Genomic DNA, 18,109 nt, shown 5'->3' with positions numbered 1-18,109 from the left:
CCAAAAAGCTTGGCACATCAGGGATAATACGGGTAACTTGCATATTACACCTCCTGTGTGGTGGTCGGCGCTACACTTACTGGTGTTGCGCGGTTATCGTCCATGCTGTTACCAGCATTATTGGCTATCAAAGAACCGTCATCGGCCATACTACCCATCATGGTCACTGGCGCATCAACTTTGCGTACCGACGCTGGCATCATGGGATGGATAATATCCACCTGCCCAACGGGATAGCCGATACAGCCTTCTGCTAAGTAACCAACGAGTTGAACTGGCAGTGTGATTTGTTGATTATCAATCTCAATCGCTAAGTAATCACCTGCAGCAATACTCCAGTCTTTGGCATCGTCGATACCGATACGCCATGCTGCAACAGGGAGCTGCTCAGCAACCACTGGGCTACGTGATGCCATCATTGAGCTGGCATAAAGGTTATAAATAGGCACCAGTTTTGCTTGTCCTTGCTGTATATCAGTGGTGGACACAGACATTGCCTCTGGCGCAATATATTGACGAGTGGCTAGGCGCTCGAATTGATCGAACAGACGCACACCCGGATCTCCGTTTTTGAGATGACCACCGACTTTGTCTTGGTATTTATTCCAAGCTTGTGGCGAATTCCAACCTGCCGCACTGGCAAAAGGAATCATAGAGCTTGGCGTTTGTTTACCGCTATAGCCTTCCATTGAAAAAGTTAAACCAGTATCTAAATCTTTTGGCTGCATCGGCTCATGGACAGATATCGGCGCACGCATGGCGGTACGACCTGAATAGCGACGCGGCTGACGGGCAATTTTCAGCCCGTTCATGCGGTAGTCCGCATCAGGTGCTGCACCTTTGATACCAGCAAGCTTAGGATGCGTCGCTATTAGCGCATTGATTACATCATCAAGCTGCGTCCAGTCGACATCACGGCCTTCAATGCTGCTATGCACGGCGTGTAGCCAGCGCCAGCCTTCTTTAATACTGCTCATCGGATGGTAGTATTCATTGTCATAAACTTGGAAGAAACGCTGCGCACGGCCTTCGGCAGATACCAATGTGCCGTCTGCTTCGGCAAAGCTTGCCGCTGGTAGTACGATATCGACATCTTTGTGCCAATCAAGTAGCTGATGATCCAAGGCAATGACGGTTTTATCAGTCAATAGCTGGGTCAACTTATTGGCATCGATAGCATCAGTCAGCTGGTTTTCAGCGACTATGACCACATCAAAATCAGTCGCCAACAGCTCTTCTACGGATTGACCGCCAAGCAGACATACCCCAATACTATTGGCATCGGGAACTGCTAAGTAAATCCCTGCTTGCGCATGATATTTCTTATTCACTTCTTTGAGCTCAAGACTATTTTCTTTGAGCTCAAGGCTGTCTTTTTTTAACTCACTACTGTCAGCAGGCTCACGCTCAACGTCGTCTTGCGCTTCTGTATCAACGCCAGTTTCAGGTTTTTCTGGCTTAGCAGACAAATCTTTATCTTCTGTTTGCTGAGCAGTTGCTGCTTGTGCTTCGGCAGCACGTACCTGTTCATTATGCGTATCAACTTGCTGCTGCTCAGTGGCTTTAATGGCGCTGCGCTTTTGGCTTAGTACTTGGGTAATTTGCGCCGCCGCTTCTATCAAAGCAGTAGACGACAAACTGCTGCCCGAGACCACCAAAGGCTTATCGGCTTGTATCAAGTCATAAGCGATTTGCTGCGCCAGTACTTGCATACCATCCATTTCAGCATCTTGTTCTGCTGTCTGTGGATCTACTATTTCCAATAAATCATCGGCAAAACTGGCAATTTCATCAGCCACTTTAAAACCAAGTTTAGTAATATCTTCAGGTGTTGCAACCACGCTGACTTTGCTAATGTCTTCGAGTTTGGTTTGGGTGACATCGATGACGTATACCGGACTTTGTGCGCCTTGACCAATGCGTTTGACTGGCTCAGCCAACCATGGTTGCGTTTTCGCAGCAGCGGCCATTTTAATGGCTTCATTTTTTGCTGCTTGACGAATCGATAACGCCACACGCGATGAGGTTTGAGTAATATCTTCACCCAACACCAATACTGCATCGTGGCTTTCAATATCAGCCATGCCGGGGTTATAAATACCCTCAGTACTCAATACTTCAATACATTTGTTGACCAGTGCTTGCTGCTGATGATTAAGACCCGTTGAGAAGTTATCAAAGCCAACCAGATTTTTTAGCGCAAAGTTAGTCTCTAAACTGGCGCGTGGAGAGCCAATACCGATGACTTTTTTATCTTTAATACGCTTAATGGTTTCATCAAGGGCATAATCGATGTTGATTTTGACATGCTTGTCATTGATACGCTCAAGCGCTTGGGTTGGACGGTCTTCACGATTGACATAACCATAACCAAAACGACCGCGATCACATAAGAAATAACGGTTTACTTCACCATTGTAGCGGTTTTCGATACGGCGCAATTCACCATAACGCTCACCTGGCGAAATGTTACAACCTGCTGAGCAACCATGACAGATACTTGGCGCGTACTGCATATCCCACTTACGGTTATAACGTTCAGAGTGCGTTTTATCGGTAAATACACCGGTTGGGCACACTTCGGTTAAGTTACCTGAGAATTCACTTTCGAACTGACCGTCTTTATCGCGACCAAAATAAACCCGCTCGTTTGTACCATAAACGCCTAAATCTTCACCACCCGCGTAGTCTTTATAAAAACGTACACAGCGGTAGCAAGCGATACAACGGTTCATTTCATGGGCAATAAAGGGACCAAGCTCTTGGTTATGGTGGGTGCGCTTGGTGAAACGATAGCGACGACGATGATGACCCGACATATACGTCATGTCTTGTAAATGACAATGCCCACCCTCTTCACAGGTTGGACAATCATGCGGATGGTTCACCATCAATAGCTCAACCATCGACTTACGGAACGCTTTGGCCTCATCGTCAGTCACTGAGATGTACATGTCATCGCCTGGTGCGACCATGCATGACATCACTAAGCGACCACGACCTGCTTCCATATCTTCTTTGTTTTGATATTGCTTAACCGCACACAGACGGCAAGAGCCTACTGAACCTAAGGCTGGGTGATAACAAAAATACGGCACATCAATGCCAAGTGATAAACAAGCTTGAAGCAAGTTATCTGCGCTATCTACTTCGACAGTGGTTCCATCAATATGTATGACTGCCATGCCGCTCTCCTTATTTCACTACTGGCTGTTGATTGGCTGCAGCATCAATGACATCTACACCAACCGCCTGCGTGATTTTTTGATCAAATTCTGGACGGAAATATTTAATCGCACTCATCAGAGGTTCCATCGCACCTGGAGCATGGGCACAGAAGGTTTTACCAATCCATAAGTCACGCGTTAGACCTTCTAGTTTCTCGACATCGCCCACTTGACCTTCACCATCATTGATAGCGGTGAGCAGTTTGACACCCCACGGTAGACCATCACGGCATGGCGTACACCAGCCGCACGATTCACGTTGGAAGAAAATCTCAAGATTGCGCAATAATGGCACCATATCTTGCTCTTCATCGACGACCATAATCAGCCCAGTCCCCATACGGCTACCGGCTTTTTGAATGGTGTCAAAGTCAACGACCGTATCTAAATGATCAGCGGTCAAAAAGTCGGTTGATGCGCCACCAGGAAGCCATGCTTTAAGCTTTTTGCCCTCGATCATACCACCCGCAAAGTCTTCGATAATTTCACGCGCCGTATAACCGAATGGTAGCTCCCATAGACCGGGGTCATTGACCAAACCCGAGCAACCAAATAGCTTAGTGCCTGGGGTTTCGACCACGCCTTTGGCTTTTGGCAGGTCTTGATACCATTTGCTACCGTGTAAAATAATGGCTGAGACGTTATGCAAAGTTTCTACATTATTCACGATCGTTGGACGACCCCATGCTCCAGCAACTTGCGGGAATGGTGGCTTAGTGCGTGGATTAGCGCGGCGACCCTCTAAAGCATTCAATAGCGCCGTTTCTTCACCGCAAATATAGCGACCGGCACCGGTATGGACGTGTAAATCAAAGCTAAAGTCTGAGCCTAAGATGTTATCGCCGACCAAGTTATTGGCACGCAATTCTTCAAGAGCCGCAGTTAGACGCTCCGCTGCTAAGATGTACTCACCGCGAATAAAGATATAACCAGCGGTTGCACCAATCGCATAAGCTGATATCAACATACCTTCGATAAGTTGTAGGGGCAGACGTTCCATCAGCAAACGGTCTTTAAAGGTACCCGGCTCCATCTCATCGGCATTACAAACCAAATAACGTGGACCGCCATCAGGTGGTGCCATCAGCGACCACTTAATACCTGCTGGGAAACCTGCACCACCGCGACCTTTTACCACGGCTTCTTTAATGGTATTCAACGTATCATCTGGCGATTGGTTTAAGGCTATTTTTAATGCTTCAAAACCACGCAGTGATTCATAAGTTGCTAAATCCAATACTGTGTCATGATGCGCCAAACGCCATGTCAATGGTTTGGTTTCGCTGGTCGCCGTTTCTTTATCACCATATACTGGGATGCGCTGCTCATTTAATTGGCTTGGCGCTTTGCCTTGACCGCGACGAGCGATCTGCTCTGTAATCGTTAAACTCATGCGTATAGCTCCAACAATTGGGCGACCTCGGTGGGTTGGACAGGACCATAAGTGTCTTCATTAATCAACACCGCAGGACCTTTGTCACAATTACCCAAACAGCAAATCGGCAATAGCGTAAAGCGACCGTCAGACGTCGTTTGACCGTAGTCGATGCCTAGCTGCGATTTTAATTCAGCCGCCAGCGCTTCATAGCCTGTCAGATAGCAAGCCACAGAATCACAAATTAAAATGACATGACGACCGACTGGCTGACGATAGATACGGTTAAAGAAGGTTGCTACCCCATCCATATCGGTCATAGGCACATTTAAAATATTAGCAATAGCATTGACTTGTGCATCATCAACCCAGCCGTTACGCTTTTGCACAATCTTTAGTGCATCTAAAGACGCTGCCCGCGGATGGGGATAATGATGCATATATTCACGAATGGCCGCAATTTCTTCAGCGGTTAAGATACTTGCCACATCTACTTTTGGCATTTTATCGGAAACAATTCTCATAATCTTTTTCTTTCCTCACTCAGCCCACTGTTTAGGTTGCGCTCGTCGCGCGCCAACAGCGTTTTGGTGTGCCAGTTTGGCGATAACATGTTAATGAACTTGTCTTACTTTTTAACTTTTATAGGTTTATAGCTATTCGCTTATCACCCTAAAAAATTCTAATCTTATTAAACTAACCATTAAACTCATAATCACAAATGCTCTAACGGTCACAATCCGCCATCACAATATCAATCGACGCCAAATACATAATGGCATCAGAGACCAGCGAGCCATTAATGACCGATGGCATCTGCTGTAAATGTGCAAATGTCGGGGTGCGAATACGGGTACGATAGCTCATCGTCGCTTTGTCTGAGGTGATGTAATAACTGTTTAGACCTTTGGTCGCTTCGACGATAGTGGTGCACTCGCCCGCTGGCATCACAGGACCCCAAGATACGGAGATAAAGTGATTAATCAAGGTCTCAATATCATTTAAAGTACGGTCTTTTGGCGGTGGTACTGCCAGTGGATGATCAGCCTTATAAGGACCTTGCGGCATATTATCCATACATTGACGGATGATACGTAACGACTGGCGCATCTCTTCGATTTTCACCATACAGCGATCATAAGCATCACCGTTATAGCCGATAGGCACTTCAAAGTCGTAATTCTCATAGCCCATATACGGACGTGCTTTACGCAGATCAAAATCCAAACCCGTCGCCCGTAAGCCTGTACCAGTGACACCCCATGCCAATGCTTGCTTGGTATTATACTGCGCAACCCCTTGGGTACGGCCTTTAAGCACACTGTTCTGTAGCGCCGCCTTGACATACTCATCCAAGCGTTTTGGTAGCCACTCTAAAAACTCACGGACCAAACGTTGCCAGCCGCGTGGTAAATCGTGCGCTGTACCGCCGATACGGAACCAAGCAGGATGCATACGATAACCGGTCACCGCTTCGATGACGTCATAGGCTTTTTGACGATCGGTAAACGCATAGAATACTGGCGTCATACCGCCCGCATCCTGAATGAAGGTACCGACAAATAGCAAGTTATTGGTAATGCGAAAAAACTCGCTCATCATTACGCGGATGGTTTCAGCGCGCGGTGGAATGGTAATACCGGCCAGCTTTTCGACCGACATGATGTACGGTAGCTCATTCATCACACCGCCAAGATAGTCAATGCGGTCGGTATAAGGAATAAATGAATGCCATGTTTGGCGCTCAGCCATCTTTTCTGCGCCGCGATGGTGATAGCCGATATCGGGGATACAGTCGACGATTTCTTCGCCATCAAGCTGTAGCACCAAACGGAACGCACCATGAGCCGATGGATGGTTAGGACCAATGTTCAAGAACATAAAGTCCTCATCACGGCCTGAACGCTTCATGCCCCACTCTTCTGGGACAAAGCGCAAGTTTTCTTGCTCGTATTGTTGTTTAGCAGTATTTAGGAAGTACGGGGTAAACTCAGTCGCACGCGCATGATATTCTTTACGCAGAGGATGACCTTCCCAATATTTAGGCAATAAGATACGGGTTAAATGTGGATGGCCAGTAAAAACAATCCCGAACATATCCCACACTTCACGCTCGTACCAGTTGGCATTTGGCCAAATCTTGGTCGCACTCGGAACGTTTAAATCATCTTCACTCAGCGCGACTTTAATACGTACATCACTATTACGCTCAAGCGACATCAAATGATAAAACACCGTAAAATCACTGTCAGGTAGACCTTGGCGATGCTGACGCAAACGCTCATCTATCGCTGACAAGTCAAATAGCATGACATAAGGTTTTGGTAGTTTACGCAGGTATAAGAGAACGTCTAATAAGTCAGCACGCGCCACCCAAACCGTTGGAATCTCATCAACCGTATGCTGCACGACAAACTTACCGGCATACTTATGCTCCAGCTCTTTGATAACTGCTGGGACAGGTTTACTCTTAGGATCTATATTTTCGACTACCGTGACCATGAATGATGTATTCCTTCATTAATCATAACTGATTCATCATAGCTAATTCATCATAATTGATTAATTATAGCTACACTGTGATGCGCGCATAAAACATTAAGCTGGCTACTAACTAAGCTGGCTACTACTAGTCTAAACGCAACGACCAATCTAAACCTATGCGCTTAAATGCTGTCTGGGCTACGCAAGTTTTTCACCGCGATACGATCCGCTTGCTTACGGTCACGCTCAGGCGTCATTTGTGGCTGGTAGATACCCTGCTCATTGACATGAATACCCAGCGGACGACGCTCTTTAGTAATGGACTCTTGTAATAACATCAAACCCTGAATCAACGCTTCTGGACGCGGCGGACAGCCCGGTACATAAACATCTACTGGGATAATCTTATCCACACCTTGCACCACTGAATAGATATCATACATGCCGCCCGAGTTGGCGCAAGCACCCATCGAAATGACCCATTTTGGCTCAAGCATTTGCTCATAAAGGCGCTGAATAACAGGGGCCATTTTAACAAAGCACGTACCAGCGACAATCATCACATCGGCCTGACGCGGTGAGGCTCGAATGACCTCAGCACCAAAGCGCGATAAATCGTGAACTGCCGTTAGCGTGGTAGCATATTCGACATAACAGCAAGAAGTACCAAAGTTAAATGGCCATAGTGAGTGCTTGCGCCCCCAGTTTGCTGTTGAATGAACGAGGTCTTCGAGGCGACCCATAAAGACGTTTTTATTGACTTCGTCTTCGATAGGATCATTGACCGTTTGACTGGTCTGTGCAGGATAGGTATCTGCATCAGGGTTGGCTTTTGTTAGTGTGTATTTCATAACATACAACCTTTATATTTATATAGGCACGGCGCGGCAATCATCTTGCCCTCGCTATGGCCTTAACTGCTATTATTAAATAATTTTTACGATTAACTATTGATATATCTACTAAAGACCATCAACGTGCAGCGTTATCGGGCTGTGCAGACGCCGCAAAATCTACAGTCGTTACATTACCGGTAATATTAATATGATCGATATTTTGTAGATGACGACGATTGGTTTCAATATTGTTTGAAACGTTAATCTGTCCTGAAGACTGCGCAGGTATTTTGCCCGTCGGGTCAACCATCAGCTCATCAACACCATCAAACTGGGTAATGTCTGCCAAATTGAAACCTGCCGGCGCCGCATATAAACGGGCTTTTTTGCGAAGTTTATCTGCAGGTGACCAGTTCAGGGCACCCAAGCTCAAGGCATAGACCAAACCAATCAATAAATCGATGATAAAGGTCGCTGCTGTCGCAAAGCCGAGCCAGCCCGTTTCACGTACCGAAACGGCGTAGGCATATAAGTAGAGTGCTTCTAAATCAAAGATAACAAAGAAAATCGCCACCAAATAGAATTTGGCAGACAAACGAATACGGGCGTTGCCAGATCCGACAACACCCGCTTCAAATATTTCTTCTTTTTGTAAGCCTTGAGAGCGACCGCCAAGCAAGCGTGGAACGACCAGCATAAAAATGACTAGCCCAATGGCGGCTAAGATGAAAGCGATTGCTGACCAATTAAAAGCAGACATGATAATACGTGCTCCTCACCCAATCGAGTGTTAAACGCAGTGCGAGTACTCACCTATTAAAGGTGCTCTAGCGACTAGTTTAACGCAGACGAAAACACAAAGTAACTGTCATTGAGTCACTGTATTTAAGTAACTATTTTAGGGTCTGTGCTGGTAACAACCAATTATCAAGCTTATTGACGACGATGTCAGACGCGACCAACGATAACATTTCCGATAGATAACGGATGCAGGCTGGTTGCCTAACGTATCTTTTAACAACGTAAGATCAACGTATTAAATCAATATCATATTCGATTGCTTACTTAATTGATTTAATAGCTCATTACACGAGGTCAATAATGACGTAACAACTGGCATAAATTATTTACGTACTATACGCATACCAGTGCCTAAAAGCTAGTTTTTAACTGCATCGGACGGTCACTTTCTATGTGAAAAAACTATATTGCTTACCTCGTAAACTGTGGTATAGACGTTACCTTATATTAACTCTAAATCCATCCTTTTAATCGTCAGCACATATAAAGGCAGCGCCCGCCGTGAGTTGAACGCCCTTTGACTCTTTTTCATTTGCCAACTCCTCACCCAAAGTACCGGTTTTTGCTTTATAATAGCCTACCTAATTTCGATGATTTATGGCCAATAAATCACACATCTTGTTACCTTTAATATTTGATTGTCTTTATTAAAAATATCGATGCGTTGTTCAGTGTCATCATTCGCGCAACATTCATTTAGCGTTACAGCTATCCGCTCTATCCTCTTTTTTGCTTTTGTCTTACAGGTCACGTTATGAGTCAACTTAATCCCAAACAACAAGAAGCGATGCTCTACGTATCAGGCCCACTGCTGGTGTTAGCAGGCGCAGGTTCCGGTAAGACATCGGTTATTACGCGCAAAATTGCTTACCTAATTGAAGAATGCAACATGCCAGCGGAACGCATCACCGCTGTGACTTTTACCAATAAAGCCGCGCGTGAGATGAAAGCCCGTGTCAGTAAGTTGCTACCGAGTGAAAAAATGCGCGGTCTGACCGTGTCGACCTTTCACCAATTTGGGTTACAGTTTTTACGTTATGAGCTGATTCATACCCCGCTTAAAGGCAACTTCTCCATCATGGACAGTGACGATAGCAAACGTCTATTAATGGAGTTAATGATGCGCGACAACCTAAGCGGCGCCGAAAGTCGTGAGCTGGTTGGTAAGGCCATCAAGATGATTTCTGATTGGAAAAACGATTTGATTGAGCCCGATCAGGCGATGGAAACCTTAGATGATCCAGAAGACATGATTTTTGCCACATTATATGCTTTATATGAGCGCAATTTGCGTGCTTATAATGCGGTCGATTTTGATGATTTGATTGTCCTGCCGACGAAGATATTGCGCGAAAACAGAGAGCTACGCGATAAGTGGCAAAACCGTATTCGCTACTTACTCGTTGATGAGTATCAAGACACCAACACCGCCCAGTATGAAATGATTAAGCACTTGGTCGGACCACAAGGGCGCTTTACCGTCGTTGGTGATGATGACCAATCTATCTATGCCTGGCGCGGGGCAAAGCCTGAAAACATGGGGCTACTTAAAGAAGACTTCCCCAAGTTAAAAATCGTTATGTTAGAGCAAAATTACCGCTCGACCACGCGTATTTTGACTTCTGCCAACGCGGTTATTACTAACAACGAACATTTATTTGAAAAGAAACTCTGGTCAGATAAAGGTCAAGGCGAAAAAATCCGCATTATTAATTGCCGTAATGACGACGATGAGTCCGAGCGCGTCGCCAAGGAGATTGTCACTCATAAATTGCGCTTTGGTAATGAATGGGAGCAATATGCTGTTCTTTACCGCAGTAACTTTCAAGCAAGGATGCTAGAGGCGCAACTGCGTCAACTGCAAGTGCCTTATAAGTTATCTGGCGGTCAGTCGTTCTTTGCTCGTAGTGAAATTAAAGACATCATGGGTTATTTACGTTTGATTTTAAACCCAGAAGACGACAGTGCTTTTTTGCGTATTATCAACACACCCAAACGCGGTATGGGACCAGCAACACTAGAGAAACTGGGGTTATTTGCCCAAGAGCACAGTATATCGTTATTGGCCTCCTGTACCCACGCTGGTCTGACCCATGTGTTGCCATCCAAAGCTTATGGCACGATAAAAGAGTTTGGTGAGTTTATCGAGCATTATACTCGTGAGCTTGACCAGCATCCTGACCCAGTACCTATCGTGCGCCAGATGATCGACGAGACCGGTTATATCGACTTTGTGCGCAGCGACTCTAAAACACCGCAACAAGAAAAAAACCGCATCGATAATATCGATATGCTTTATACCAGCATTCAGTCGTTGATTAATCGTGCGGAAAATGACGAAGATCGAACCATCGACACCATTATTCGCAAGCTGGTGTTGCTGGATATGCTCGAGCAGCAACAAGAAGAAGAGAATACCAATAAAGTCAACTTGATGACCTTACACGCCGCAAAAGGCCTAGAGTTTGATTTCGTTTATATCATGGGGCTTGAGGAAGAAATGCTACCGCATCGCAACTCTATCCTGAGCGAGACAATCGAAGAAGAGCGGCGCTTGATGTACGTGGGTATTACCCGCGCCCGTCGTGAACTGACATTGACCCTAGCAACCCAGCGCCGCGCTGGTGGTCAAATGCGCGTCACTTCTGAGTCAAGATTTTTGGATGAGCTGCCAGAAGATCATATCGACTGGCCAGCCAAGGCGAAGAAGAAAAAAGCCACTAAAGACCCTGAAAAAGTCGCTGATGAGTATTTGGCCAATATCCGAGCGTTATTGGGCAACCGCTAATTTTAGCATCCATGCTTGAAGTTACAGCATATGAAGTTACAGCATATATAGTGAGTTTAGTATAAAAGCGATACAGCGGGACTGGAATACTTTGGTTTAAAACATAAGTTTTGCAGTCTCTAGTCATTACTGCTATTTAACTGTTAAAAAAACTTGGAACACTGATGTCCACTCCTACGCCAAACCCAGAACGCTCGTTGACACGGCAAGGAGACTATAATCCAGCTGAATTTAGTGCTGAGTATAAGCTGCTTTACTTGCAACAATTGGTCGCTGATAAAGCCTATAAAGCCATTACTGAGTTTTTAGAAAAACAGTCAGAATATGAGATTGCCAACTTATTAGAGTCATTCCCCACCCAAAATCGTTTATTAATTTGGGCACAAGTACCAGAAAAAATTAAAGGTGAAGTGCTTGCTGAGCTAGAATTTGATACCCGCCAGCCACTGATGGAAAATATCTCATCTAAAGAGATATCGCTTTTTACCCAAGACCTTGATGCGCAAGACATCTCTGAGATTTTAGATACCGTTACTGACAGCGTGCGTACCTCGGTAATGGCAACCTTGGACGAAGATATTCGGATTCAGGTCAATAAGCTTGATACCTATGCCGACTTGGAAGTTGGTCGCTATATGGATCCTGATCTTATTCAAATCAGAGACAACATCACGCTTACAGAAGTACAGCATTGGCTACGAGAGAATGATGAGTTACTCGATAATGAGAGCCAAGAGCTGTTGGTCGTCGATCAAAGCCAGCAGCTACTTGGCCTGTTGAGTTTGGTTGATTTGATTAAACACGACCAAAACACCTTAGTCTCAGAATTGATTCATACCGCCATCACTATTAATGACCGCTTAGATATTCAAGATGCCGCGGCGATTTTCCGCTCAGAAGACATCCGTTTTGCACCAGTGATTAATAGCCATGGAGAGTTGGTCGGTCAATTAAATGGTGAGGACATCATGGAAATTATCCAAGACGATGTCGATAGCACCATGAAAAACCTCGCTGGTGTCAGCCAAGATGAAGAGCTTTTTGCACCCATCTTGACCAGTGCCAAAAGTCGTAGTATTTGGCTCGGTATTAATTTATGTACAGCTCTGTTAGCGGCGGCTGTGATTGGTCAGTTTGAGGCAGTGTTAGCAAAAGTAGTGGCCTTAGCGATACTCATGCCAGTGGTTGCCAGTATGGGCGGTATCGCCGGCTCGCAGACACTGACCGTCGTCATCCGCGGTATGGCGATGGGTCAAATTGGTGGCTCTAACCGCTTATGGTTATTAAATAAAGAGCTGTGGGTCGGGGCGATAAACGGTATCATATGGGCGATAATCATGGCGTTTATTGCCCAATTGTGGTTTCATGATATTAAAATTAGTACAGTTATTGGTTTGGCGATTGCCATTAATATGACTGCCGCCAACGTCTCGGGAATTAGTATACCGCTGATGCTAAAACGCATGAACATCGACCCTGCCCTATCCGCCTCCGTTATCCTAACGACGGTAACGGATATTGTCGGCTTTATGTCATTCTTGGGCCTCGCCAGTGTGCTGATACTCTAGAGCGTACCAATGTTAGCCATAAGACTAGCAATAGAATTAGCAATAAATTACCTATTAGAAATTCGATTTATAAAACCTTCCAATCGTTAAGTGAGTGCGTTATGCAAGCTGTACAAGTTAAAGTGTTAAACCCTAAAATTACTGAAGATAAAGCGTTTTCTCTACCCACGCGTGCCACCGATGGCAGCGCTGGTATTGATTTGCGTGCTTGTATTGATGAGCCTTTGACTATTAAAGCAGGTGCAACGCATTTAATTGGCACTGGTCTTGCCGTTTATATTCAAGATCCCAATTATGCGGGGATGATTTTACCGCGCTCAGGTCTTGGTCATAAGCACGGTATCGTTTTGGGCAACTTAGTTGGGCTGATTGACGCCGACTATCAAGGCGAGCTGATGGTCAGTATTTGGAACCGTAGCAATGAAGATTTTGTATTGAATCCAGCAGAGCGCATGGCACAATATGTGGTCGTACCCGTTGCCCGCCCTGAGTTTGAAGTCGTGACAGAGTTTAGCGATACCAGTGCCCGTGGTGCAGGTGGTTTTGGCCATTCAGGTCGTCAATAGCCACTGATTTTCAGTCGCTATAAACTGTATAAATAATCATATAGTAGATTCATTTTAAAAACGATACAGTGCTATTGGCTATAAATTTTTTTGCCGCCTCTGTCACGCCTGCGAACAGCAAGCAAGAAAAAATTATAGCAATAGCACGTTACTAGTTACTCTACTATAATCGTATCGCTTTTATTTTGAACTGACTATCATCAGCCATTGGCTTTTATTAACGACAACCATATCAATTACGACAATAAGGAGAGTAAGCGATGCCGTCTTTTGCTGCGCAGCAATCCTTATTTCGTGCTTATGATATTCGTGGTTCGCGCCAGCATTTCACCGCTGACTTTACTCAAGCATTGGGGCGGGCGTTTGCTCACCTTTATAATGTGCAAGACTATCTTTCTCACAGTTATCATAATAAAAACGACGAGTCAGCAGATAACCTTACAATAATTAACCAGCCAAATAAAAGTATTAAGCAAAATAACCATATCAAACAGAACACCGTTGTGATTGGTTATGATGTGCGCTGCGGTAGTGATAATATTGCCCACACTCTTGCTAATATCTTGACTCGGCAGGGCTTACAAATTATCCAATTGGGGCTAATTACTACTCCCATGATGGTTTTTTGGGCCGAGCACTATCAAGGCCATGGCATTATCGTAACCGCCAGCCATTCCGCTAAAGATATTTTAGGGGTTAAATGGTTGGTCAATCACGCCTCTCCTAGTAGCGAAGACATTCAAACATTGTATCAAAAACTGGCTATCCGTGATGTGCAAAAAAATCCGTCAAAAACCTTTGACGCACCCATTAGTAATAAGCCGATTAACTTACCTACCGAGCAAGTAAGCAGTGCTTATACGGATGCCATTGTGCAAGTATTTGGGCAGCTCTATCAGCACGATAACCCACACCAACATCCCTATCAGAACTCAAAAGACAGCCAACAACTATTATCCAAACTTGATTTAACAGTTGTTATCGACTGTATGCACGGGGCGACCAGTCATATCGCCCAGCCTTTATTTGCACATTTTTGCCAACAAGTTATCATGCTCCACGATACCCCTGATGGACATTTCCCCTCTGGTAATCCCGACCCTACTGAACCGCTTCGTCTTAAACAATTACAGCAGAGTGTACTTGATCATCAAGCAGACATAGGCATCGCCTTCGATGGTGATGGCGACAGGCTGATGGTTGTCGATAATAATGGCAAAGTGGTTACGCCCGATCACCTGCTTTATCTGTTGGCAAGCGTCGCCGTAAAGGATCGCCCTCAGTCTTTAACCACCTCATTATCAGATACTCAGGTATTGTTTGATATTAAATGCTGTCACCATTTACCAAAATTAATCGCCGAGCTTGGCGCGACAGCGGTGATGAGTCAAACGGGTAGCAGTCTAATACGTCGACGTTTACAACAATCAAATAATCAAATCATATTTGCTGGTGAGTTATCTGGTCATTTTATCTTTAATGATAATCGCTTTATTCTTTATGATGACGCCATGTATGCGGCACTAAGACTGCTACACTGGTTAGCACATCCTATGAGTAGTCTTAATATTAAGACAAACCTAGCCAAGATTATTCATAGTTTGCCAGTCATCGTCAGTACAGCTGATCATTATTTACCGCTTCCAGAGACACTTGTAAATGACTGTTCAATCATCGAGAAGCTGGCGAGATTCTGTCAGTATTTACAGCACTTAATAAATGCGGCGTCCGTATCCCCTACTCAATCCGATTCACAAACCAGCACTGCCTGTGCGTCGTCGCTGTGTAATTGTTCTACAAAAAAACATTCTATAACCTTAGAACAAGCGCAAGATTTATTGCCTATCGGTACCAAACTTAGCTGTATCGATGGTGTGCGTTTGGATTTTTCCCACGGCTTTGGGGTATTGCGGCAGTCAAATACCAGTCACAACCTAACGGCCCGCTTTGCTGGCGATAGTCTAGAGGACTTGAGAGATATTCAAACAAGATTCGCCACTCTATGTCGCCCATTTGATGCGACATTAGCAGCGCAGATTATGACCATTGTTCCTGAGTAGCTGTTGCTAACAAAGAATAAAAGAAGCTATTAATTAATCAATCATTTAGTAGATAACCAACCATTAAAAACCTTGTTTTAGGAGCTTGTAATGACGCTTAATTTGGACGACGCCAAAATTACCGCTGAAGTATTAACCACAGCGCTACCTTATATTCAACGCTTTGTCGATAAACTCATCGTGGTTAAATACGGCGGTAACGCCATGACCGATCCTGAGCTCGAAAGCTCGTTTGCCCGCGACATTGTGTTATTAAAAACCGTTGGCATGCACCCTGTTGTCGTCCACGGCGGTGGTCCACAAGTGGATAACCTACTAAAAGAACTGGGTCGTCAATCTGACCGTATCGACGGGATGCGCGTCACCGACAAAAGCACCATGGATATCGTCGAGATGGTCTTGGGCGGTAGCGTCAACAAATCGATCGTTAGCTTAATCAATAAGCATGGCGGCCGTGCCATCGGCTTGACTGGTAAAGATGCCAATTTAATCTTAGCCAAAAAACTAATGATGGAAAAAATTGGCGCAGATGGTATCGCGGTACCAGTCGATTTAGGCTTTGTTGGTGATGTGGTTAGTGTCAATAAAGACGTGATTAACATGCTTATTGCCTCCGACTTTATCCCTGTTATCGCCCCACTTGGGGTTGATAGCGAAGGCAACAGCTATAACATCAATGCCGACTTGGTCGCGGGTAAAGTGGCTGAGTTTTTACAAGCGGAAAAGCTCATGCTATTGACCAATATCAAAGGCGTATTGGGCCGTGACGGCGAAGTGGTGACTGGGTTGACGCCAAAGAAAGTCGACAGCTTGATTGAAGATGGTACCATCTCGGGCGGTATGATTCCTAAGATTCAGTGCGCTCTAAATGCGGTTCGTAGTGGGGTTAAAAGTGCGGTTATTGTCGATGGTCGTGTGCCTCATGCCACGCTGTTAGAAATTTTTACCAACGAAGGGGTTGGTACTTTGATCAGTCGCGATATTGATGCGGCCATGCCTTAGGTTTCTGAGGAGTCAATCATGCCGCTATGGCTGTGGTGCCTGCTGTTTATTTTAGAGAGCTTATATTGCTGGTGGATTATTGGCTATGGCGGCGCGCGCTGGATAGAGGGCTGGAAGTCGTTCTTTATGATTGAATGGTTTGCGCTCGATTGGACAGCGGAGCAAATTCGTCTTTATGTACTCATTATTTGGTGCTTTAGCGTGATTTGGTTTATCGTTGGTGCGATAAAGCCTGAGCTTAGATTTTATTATTAGCTCAGGCGTATTTTTTAACCAAAAACGGTCTCTAGCTGCGCTTCATCATAACCGCACAGTAAGACGGACTTATCATGATACCTACCTTCAATAATAGGGCGCTTAATCATACTGGTATTTTCGACAAGTAAATCAATGGCAGTATCTACGCTGGCATCTGCCGCTTGCTTCTGCTCGTCGGTCAGCTTGCGCCATGTAGTGCCTCGCTTGTTTAGGACTTTATCTATCCCTAACTCGTTTACCCAGCGCTGAATACTATCTTTATCAATACCCTGCTTTTTATAGTCATGAAAATCATAGCTGACGCCTAGCTCATCAAGCTTAGTAAATGCCTTTTTCATGGTGCTGCATGATTTAATACCGTAAATGGTGATGGTCATAGTTAATCCTTAAGAAGTTATATTTATAGCGTACTTTTACTTAATAATAAAAAACAGATAGAAAGCTATACAAAGAACAACCAAGGCTAATAATAGCCACTTCCCTTTTGGGGTAATTAGTTTCATTCTCTCCATTTCTATAGGCTCATAATGTATAGCGGAACGGCCTTCAGAGGCAAGTTGCACTAGATAGACAATTTCCAATTCATTCAAGATGGCATCTTTATACCTCATAGACCTTATGGGATATTGTATGGTTTTGCCTTGTTTAGGTTGAATCACTAACAGCCAAATTTCGTGGCGCTTGATGACTCGACGACCTATGCCTATACACTCAATATCCTGCCATAACAAATATCTCTGTTGTGGTCGGCGCAAGACTTGTAGTATTGTTAACCCTTTATCCGTAATTTGAAAAACGGGCTTACCAGTAATAAAGGCAAATAATACCGTAAATACTGCAACAGCTATCAAAATTATTGATAACCACATCACTATAATGAAAAACCAACCTTCATCTTTTGCGATGGGTAACCCATAATAATACAGCGGAAAAATCAACAAACCTAAAGCCAAAATCGACAGCATGTGTTTGTTCGATAAATATAAATCAATGGGGTATTTTAACACTTGCCCTTTTTTTAGTTTTTGCATGCCTAGCCTTACTGTAAGTCTATAAGTGTTTATATACTATTCAATACTGCTCTATTATTACCTTGCCCCATCGCATTTTTTGCCAATTTGCGCTATTCTAGCGTATCTAATTT

14 protein-coding genes are annotated in these 18,109 nt (G+C 44.7%); 6 read left to right on the top strand and 8 right to left on the bottom strand.

Going from position 1 to position 18,109, the window contains the following annotated elements; translation table 11 throughout:
* Positions 1-44 precede the first annotated feature (44 nt).
* The 6 genes from nuoG to ndhC form a co-directional block, all read right to left on the bottom strand.
* Positions 45-3,185: an NADH-quinone oxidoreductase subunit NuoG gene (gene nuoG / locus ACT3TU_RS04885; protein ID WP_444784076.1), complete on the bottom strand. Its 3,141-nt coding sequence runs from the start codon at positions 3,183-3,185 to the stop codon at positions 45-47.
* Between the two features lie 10 nt (positions 3,186-3,195).
* Positions 3,196-4,620, bottom strand: a complete 1,425-nt coding sequence (nuoF, locus tag ACT3TU_RS04880; RefSeq protein ID WP_192523268.1) for an NADH-quinone oxidoreductase subunit NuoF — start codon at positions 4,618-4,620, stop codon at positions 3,196-3,198.
* Positions 4,617-5,126, bottom strand: coding sequence for an NADH-quinone oxidoreductase subunit NuoE (gene nuoE, locus ACT3TU_RS04875; RefSeq protein WP_192523267.1), 510 nt, complete (start codon positions 5,124-5,126; stop codon positions 4,617-4,619). Before nuoE ends, nuoF begins: the two co-directional genes overlap by 4 nt.
* A gap of 202 nt (positions 5,127-5,328) precedes the next feature.
* Positions 5,329-7,104 carry an NADH-quinone oxidoreductase subunit C/D gene (gene nuoC, locus ACT3TU_RS04870; protein WP_192523266.1) on the bottom strand — a complete coding sequence of 592 codons (1,776 nt, stop codon included), beginning with the start codon at positions 7,102-7,104 and terminating at the stop codon, positions 5,329-5,331.
* 164 nt (positions 7,105-7,268) lie between these two features.
* The gene (locus ACT3TU_RS04865) at positions 7,269-7,937 is read right to left on the bottom strand and encodes a NuoB/complex I 20 kDa subunit family protein (protein WP_021813431.1); all 669 of its coding nucleotides are present in this window, start codon (positions 7,935-7,937) and stop codon (positions 7,269-7,271) included.
* A gap of 121 nt (positions 7,938-8,058) precedes the next feature.
* Positions 8,059-8,682, bottom strand: a complete 624-nt coding sequence (gene ndhC / locus ACT3TU_RS04860) for an NADH-quinone oxidoreductase subunit A (protein ID WP_192523265.1) — start codon at positions 8,680-8,682, stop codon at positions 8,059-8,061.
* A gap of 795 nt (positions 8,683-9,477) precedes the next feature.
* On the opposite strand from ndhC, the gene ACT3TU_RS04855 reads away from it, so the two are divergent.
* The 6 genes from ACT3TU_RS04855 to ACT3TU_RS04830 all read left to right on the top strand — a co-directional run bounded on the left by ACT3TU_RS04855 (position 9,478) and on the right by ACT3TU_RS04830 (position 16,962).
* On the top strand, positions 9,478-11,511 hold the full coding sequence (locus ACT3TU_RS04855) for a UvrD-helicase domain-containing protein (protein WP_192523264.1): 2,034 nt from the start codon (positions 9,478-9,480) through the stop codon (positions 11,509-11,511).
* A gap of 164 nt (positions 11,512-11,675) precedes the next feature.
* Complete coding sequence (gene mgtE / locus ACT3TU_RS04850; RefSeq protein WP_192523263.1) at positions 11,676-13,079, top strand: magnesium transporter; 1,404 nt, start codon at positions 11,676-11,678, stop codon at positions 13,077-13,079.
* A gap of 101 nt (positions 13,080-13,180) precedes the next feature.
* On the top strand, positions 13,181-13,645 hold the full coding sequence (dut, locus tag ACT3TU_RS04845; RefSeq protein ID WP_192523262.1) for a dUTP diphosphatase: 465 nt from the start codon (positions 13,181-13,183) through the stop codon (positions 13,643-13,645).
* Between the two features lie 260 nt (positions 13,646-13,905).
* On the top strand, positions 13,906-15,705 hold the full coding sequence (locus ACT3TU_RS04840) for a phosphomannomutase (RefSeq protein WP_444784075.1): 1,800 nt from the start codon (positions 13,906-13,908) through the stop codon (positions 15,703-15,705).
* Between the two features lie 90 nt (positions 15,706-15,795).
* The gene (gene argB, locus ACT3TU_RS04835; RefSeq protein WP_192523260.1) at positions 15,796-16,707 is read left to right on the top strand and encodes an acetylglutamate kinase; all 912 of its coding nucleotides are present in this window, start codon (positions 15,796-15,798) and stop codon (positions 16,705-16,707) included.
* Positions 16,708-16,725: 18 nt separating this feature from the next.
* Complete coding sequence (locus tag ACT3TU_RS04830) at positions 16,726-16,962, top strand: hypothetical protein (RefSeq protein ID WP_192523259.1); 237 nt, start codon at positions 16,726-16,728, stop codon at positions 16,960-16,962.
* Between the two features lie 14 nt (positions 16,963-16,976).
* On the opposite strand, the gene ACT3TU_RS04825 is transcribed toward ACT3TU_RS04830, so the two are convergent.
* Both ACT3TU_RS04825 and ACT3TU_RS04820 read right to left on the bottom strand, forming a co-directional pair.
* Positions 16,977-17,342 (bottom strand): arsenate reductase, encoded by a 366-nt coding sequence (locus ACT3TU_RS04825; RefSeq protein WP_192523258.1) that lies wholly within the window; start codon positions 17,340-17,342, stop codon positions 16,977-16,979.
* A gap of 36 nt (positions 17,343-17,378) precedes the next feature.
* Positions 17,379-17,996, bottom strand: a complete 618-nt coding sequence (locus tag ACT3TU_RS04820) for a hypothetical protein (RefSeq protein ID WP_192523257.1) — start codon at positions 17,994-17,996, stop codon at positions 17,379-17,381.
* Positions 17,997-18,109: the final 113 nt, after the last annotated feature.

It is taken from the genome of Psychrobacter sp. AOP3-A1-26 (assembly GCF_052378235.1).
GTDB lineage: Bacteria > Pseudomonadota > Gammaproteobacteria > Pseudomonadales > Moraxellaceae > Psychrobacter.
The sequence above is the reverse complement of the archived record's forward strand: the minus strand, read 5'-3'. Positions and strand labels throughout refer to the sequence as shown.

Coding starts and splice junctions, on each gene's coding strand:
- nuoG (WP_444784076.1), bottom strand. CDS start 3,185: ATGGCAGTCATACATATTGATGGAACCACTGTCGAAGTAGATAGCGCA.
- nuoF (WP_192523268.1), bottom strand. CDS start 4,620: ATGAGTTTAACGATTACAGAGCAGATCGCTCGTCGCGGTCAAGGCAAA.
- nuoE (WP_192523267.1), bottom strand. CDS start 5,126: ATGAGAATTGTTTCCGATAAAATGCCAAAAGTAGATGTGGCAAGTATC.
- nuoC (WP_192523266.1), bottom strand. CDS start 7,104: ATGGTCACGGTAGTCGAAAATATAGATCCTAAGAGTAAACCTGTCCCA.
- ACT3TU_RS04865 (WP_021813431.1), bottom strand. CDS start 7,937: ATGAAATACACACTAACAAAAGCCAACCCTGATGCAGATACCTATCCT.
- ndhC (WP_192523265.1), bottom strand. CDS start 8,682: ATGTCTGCTTTTAATTGGTCAGCAATCGCTTTCATCTTAGCCGCCATT.
- ACT3TU_RS04855 (WP_192523264.1), top strand. CDS start 9,478: ATGAGTCAACTTAATCCCAAACAACAAGAAGCGATGCTCTACGTATCA.
- mgtE (WP_192523263.1), top strand. CDS start 11,676: ATGTCCACTCCTACGCCAAACCCAGAACGCTCGTTGACACGGCAAGGA.
- dut (WP_192523262.1), top strand. CDS start 13,181: ATGCAAGCTGTACAAGTTAAAGTGTTAAACCCTAAAATTACTGAAGAT.
- ACT3TU_RS04840 (WP_444784075.1), top strand. CDS start 13,906: ATGCCGTCTTTTGCTGCGCAGCAATCCTTATTTCGTGCTTATGATATT.
- argB (WP_192523260.1), top strand. CDS start 15,796: ATGACGCTTAATTTGGACGACGCCAAAATTACCGCTGAAGTATTAACC.
- ACT3TU_RS04830 (WP_192523259.1), top strand. CDS start 16,726: ATGCCGCTATGGCTGTGGTGCCTGCTGTTTATTTTAGAGAGCTTATAT.
- ACT3TU_RS04825 (WP_192523258.1), bottom strand. CDS start 17,342: ATGACCATCACCATTTACGGTATTAAATCATGCAGCACCATGAAAAAG.
- ACT3TU_RS04820 (WP_192523257.1), bottom strand. CDS start 17,996: ATGCAAAAACTAAAAAAAGGGCAAGTGTTAAAATACCCCATTGATTTA.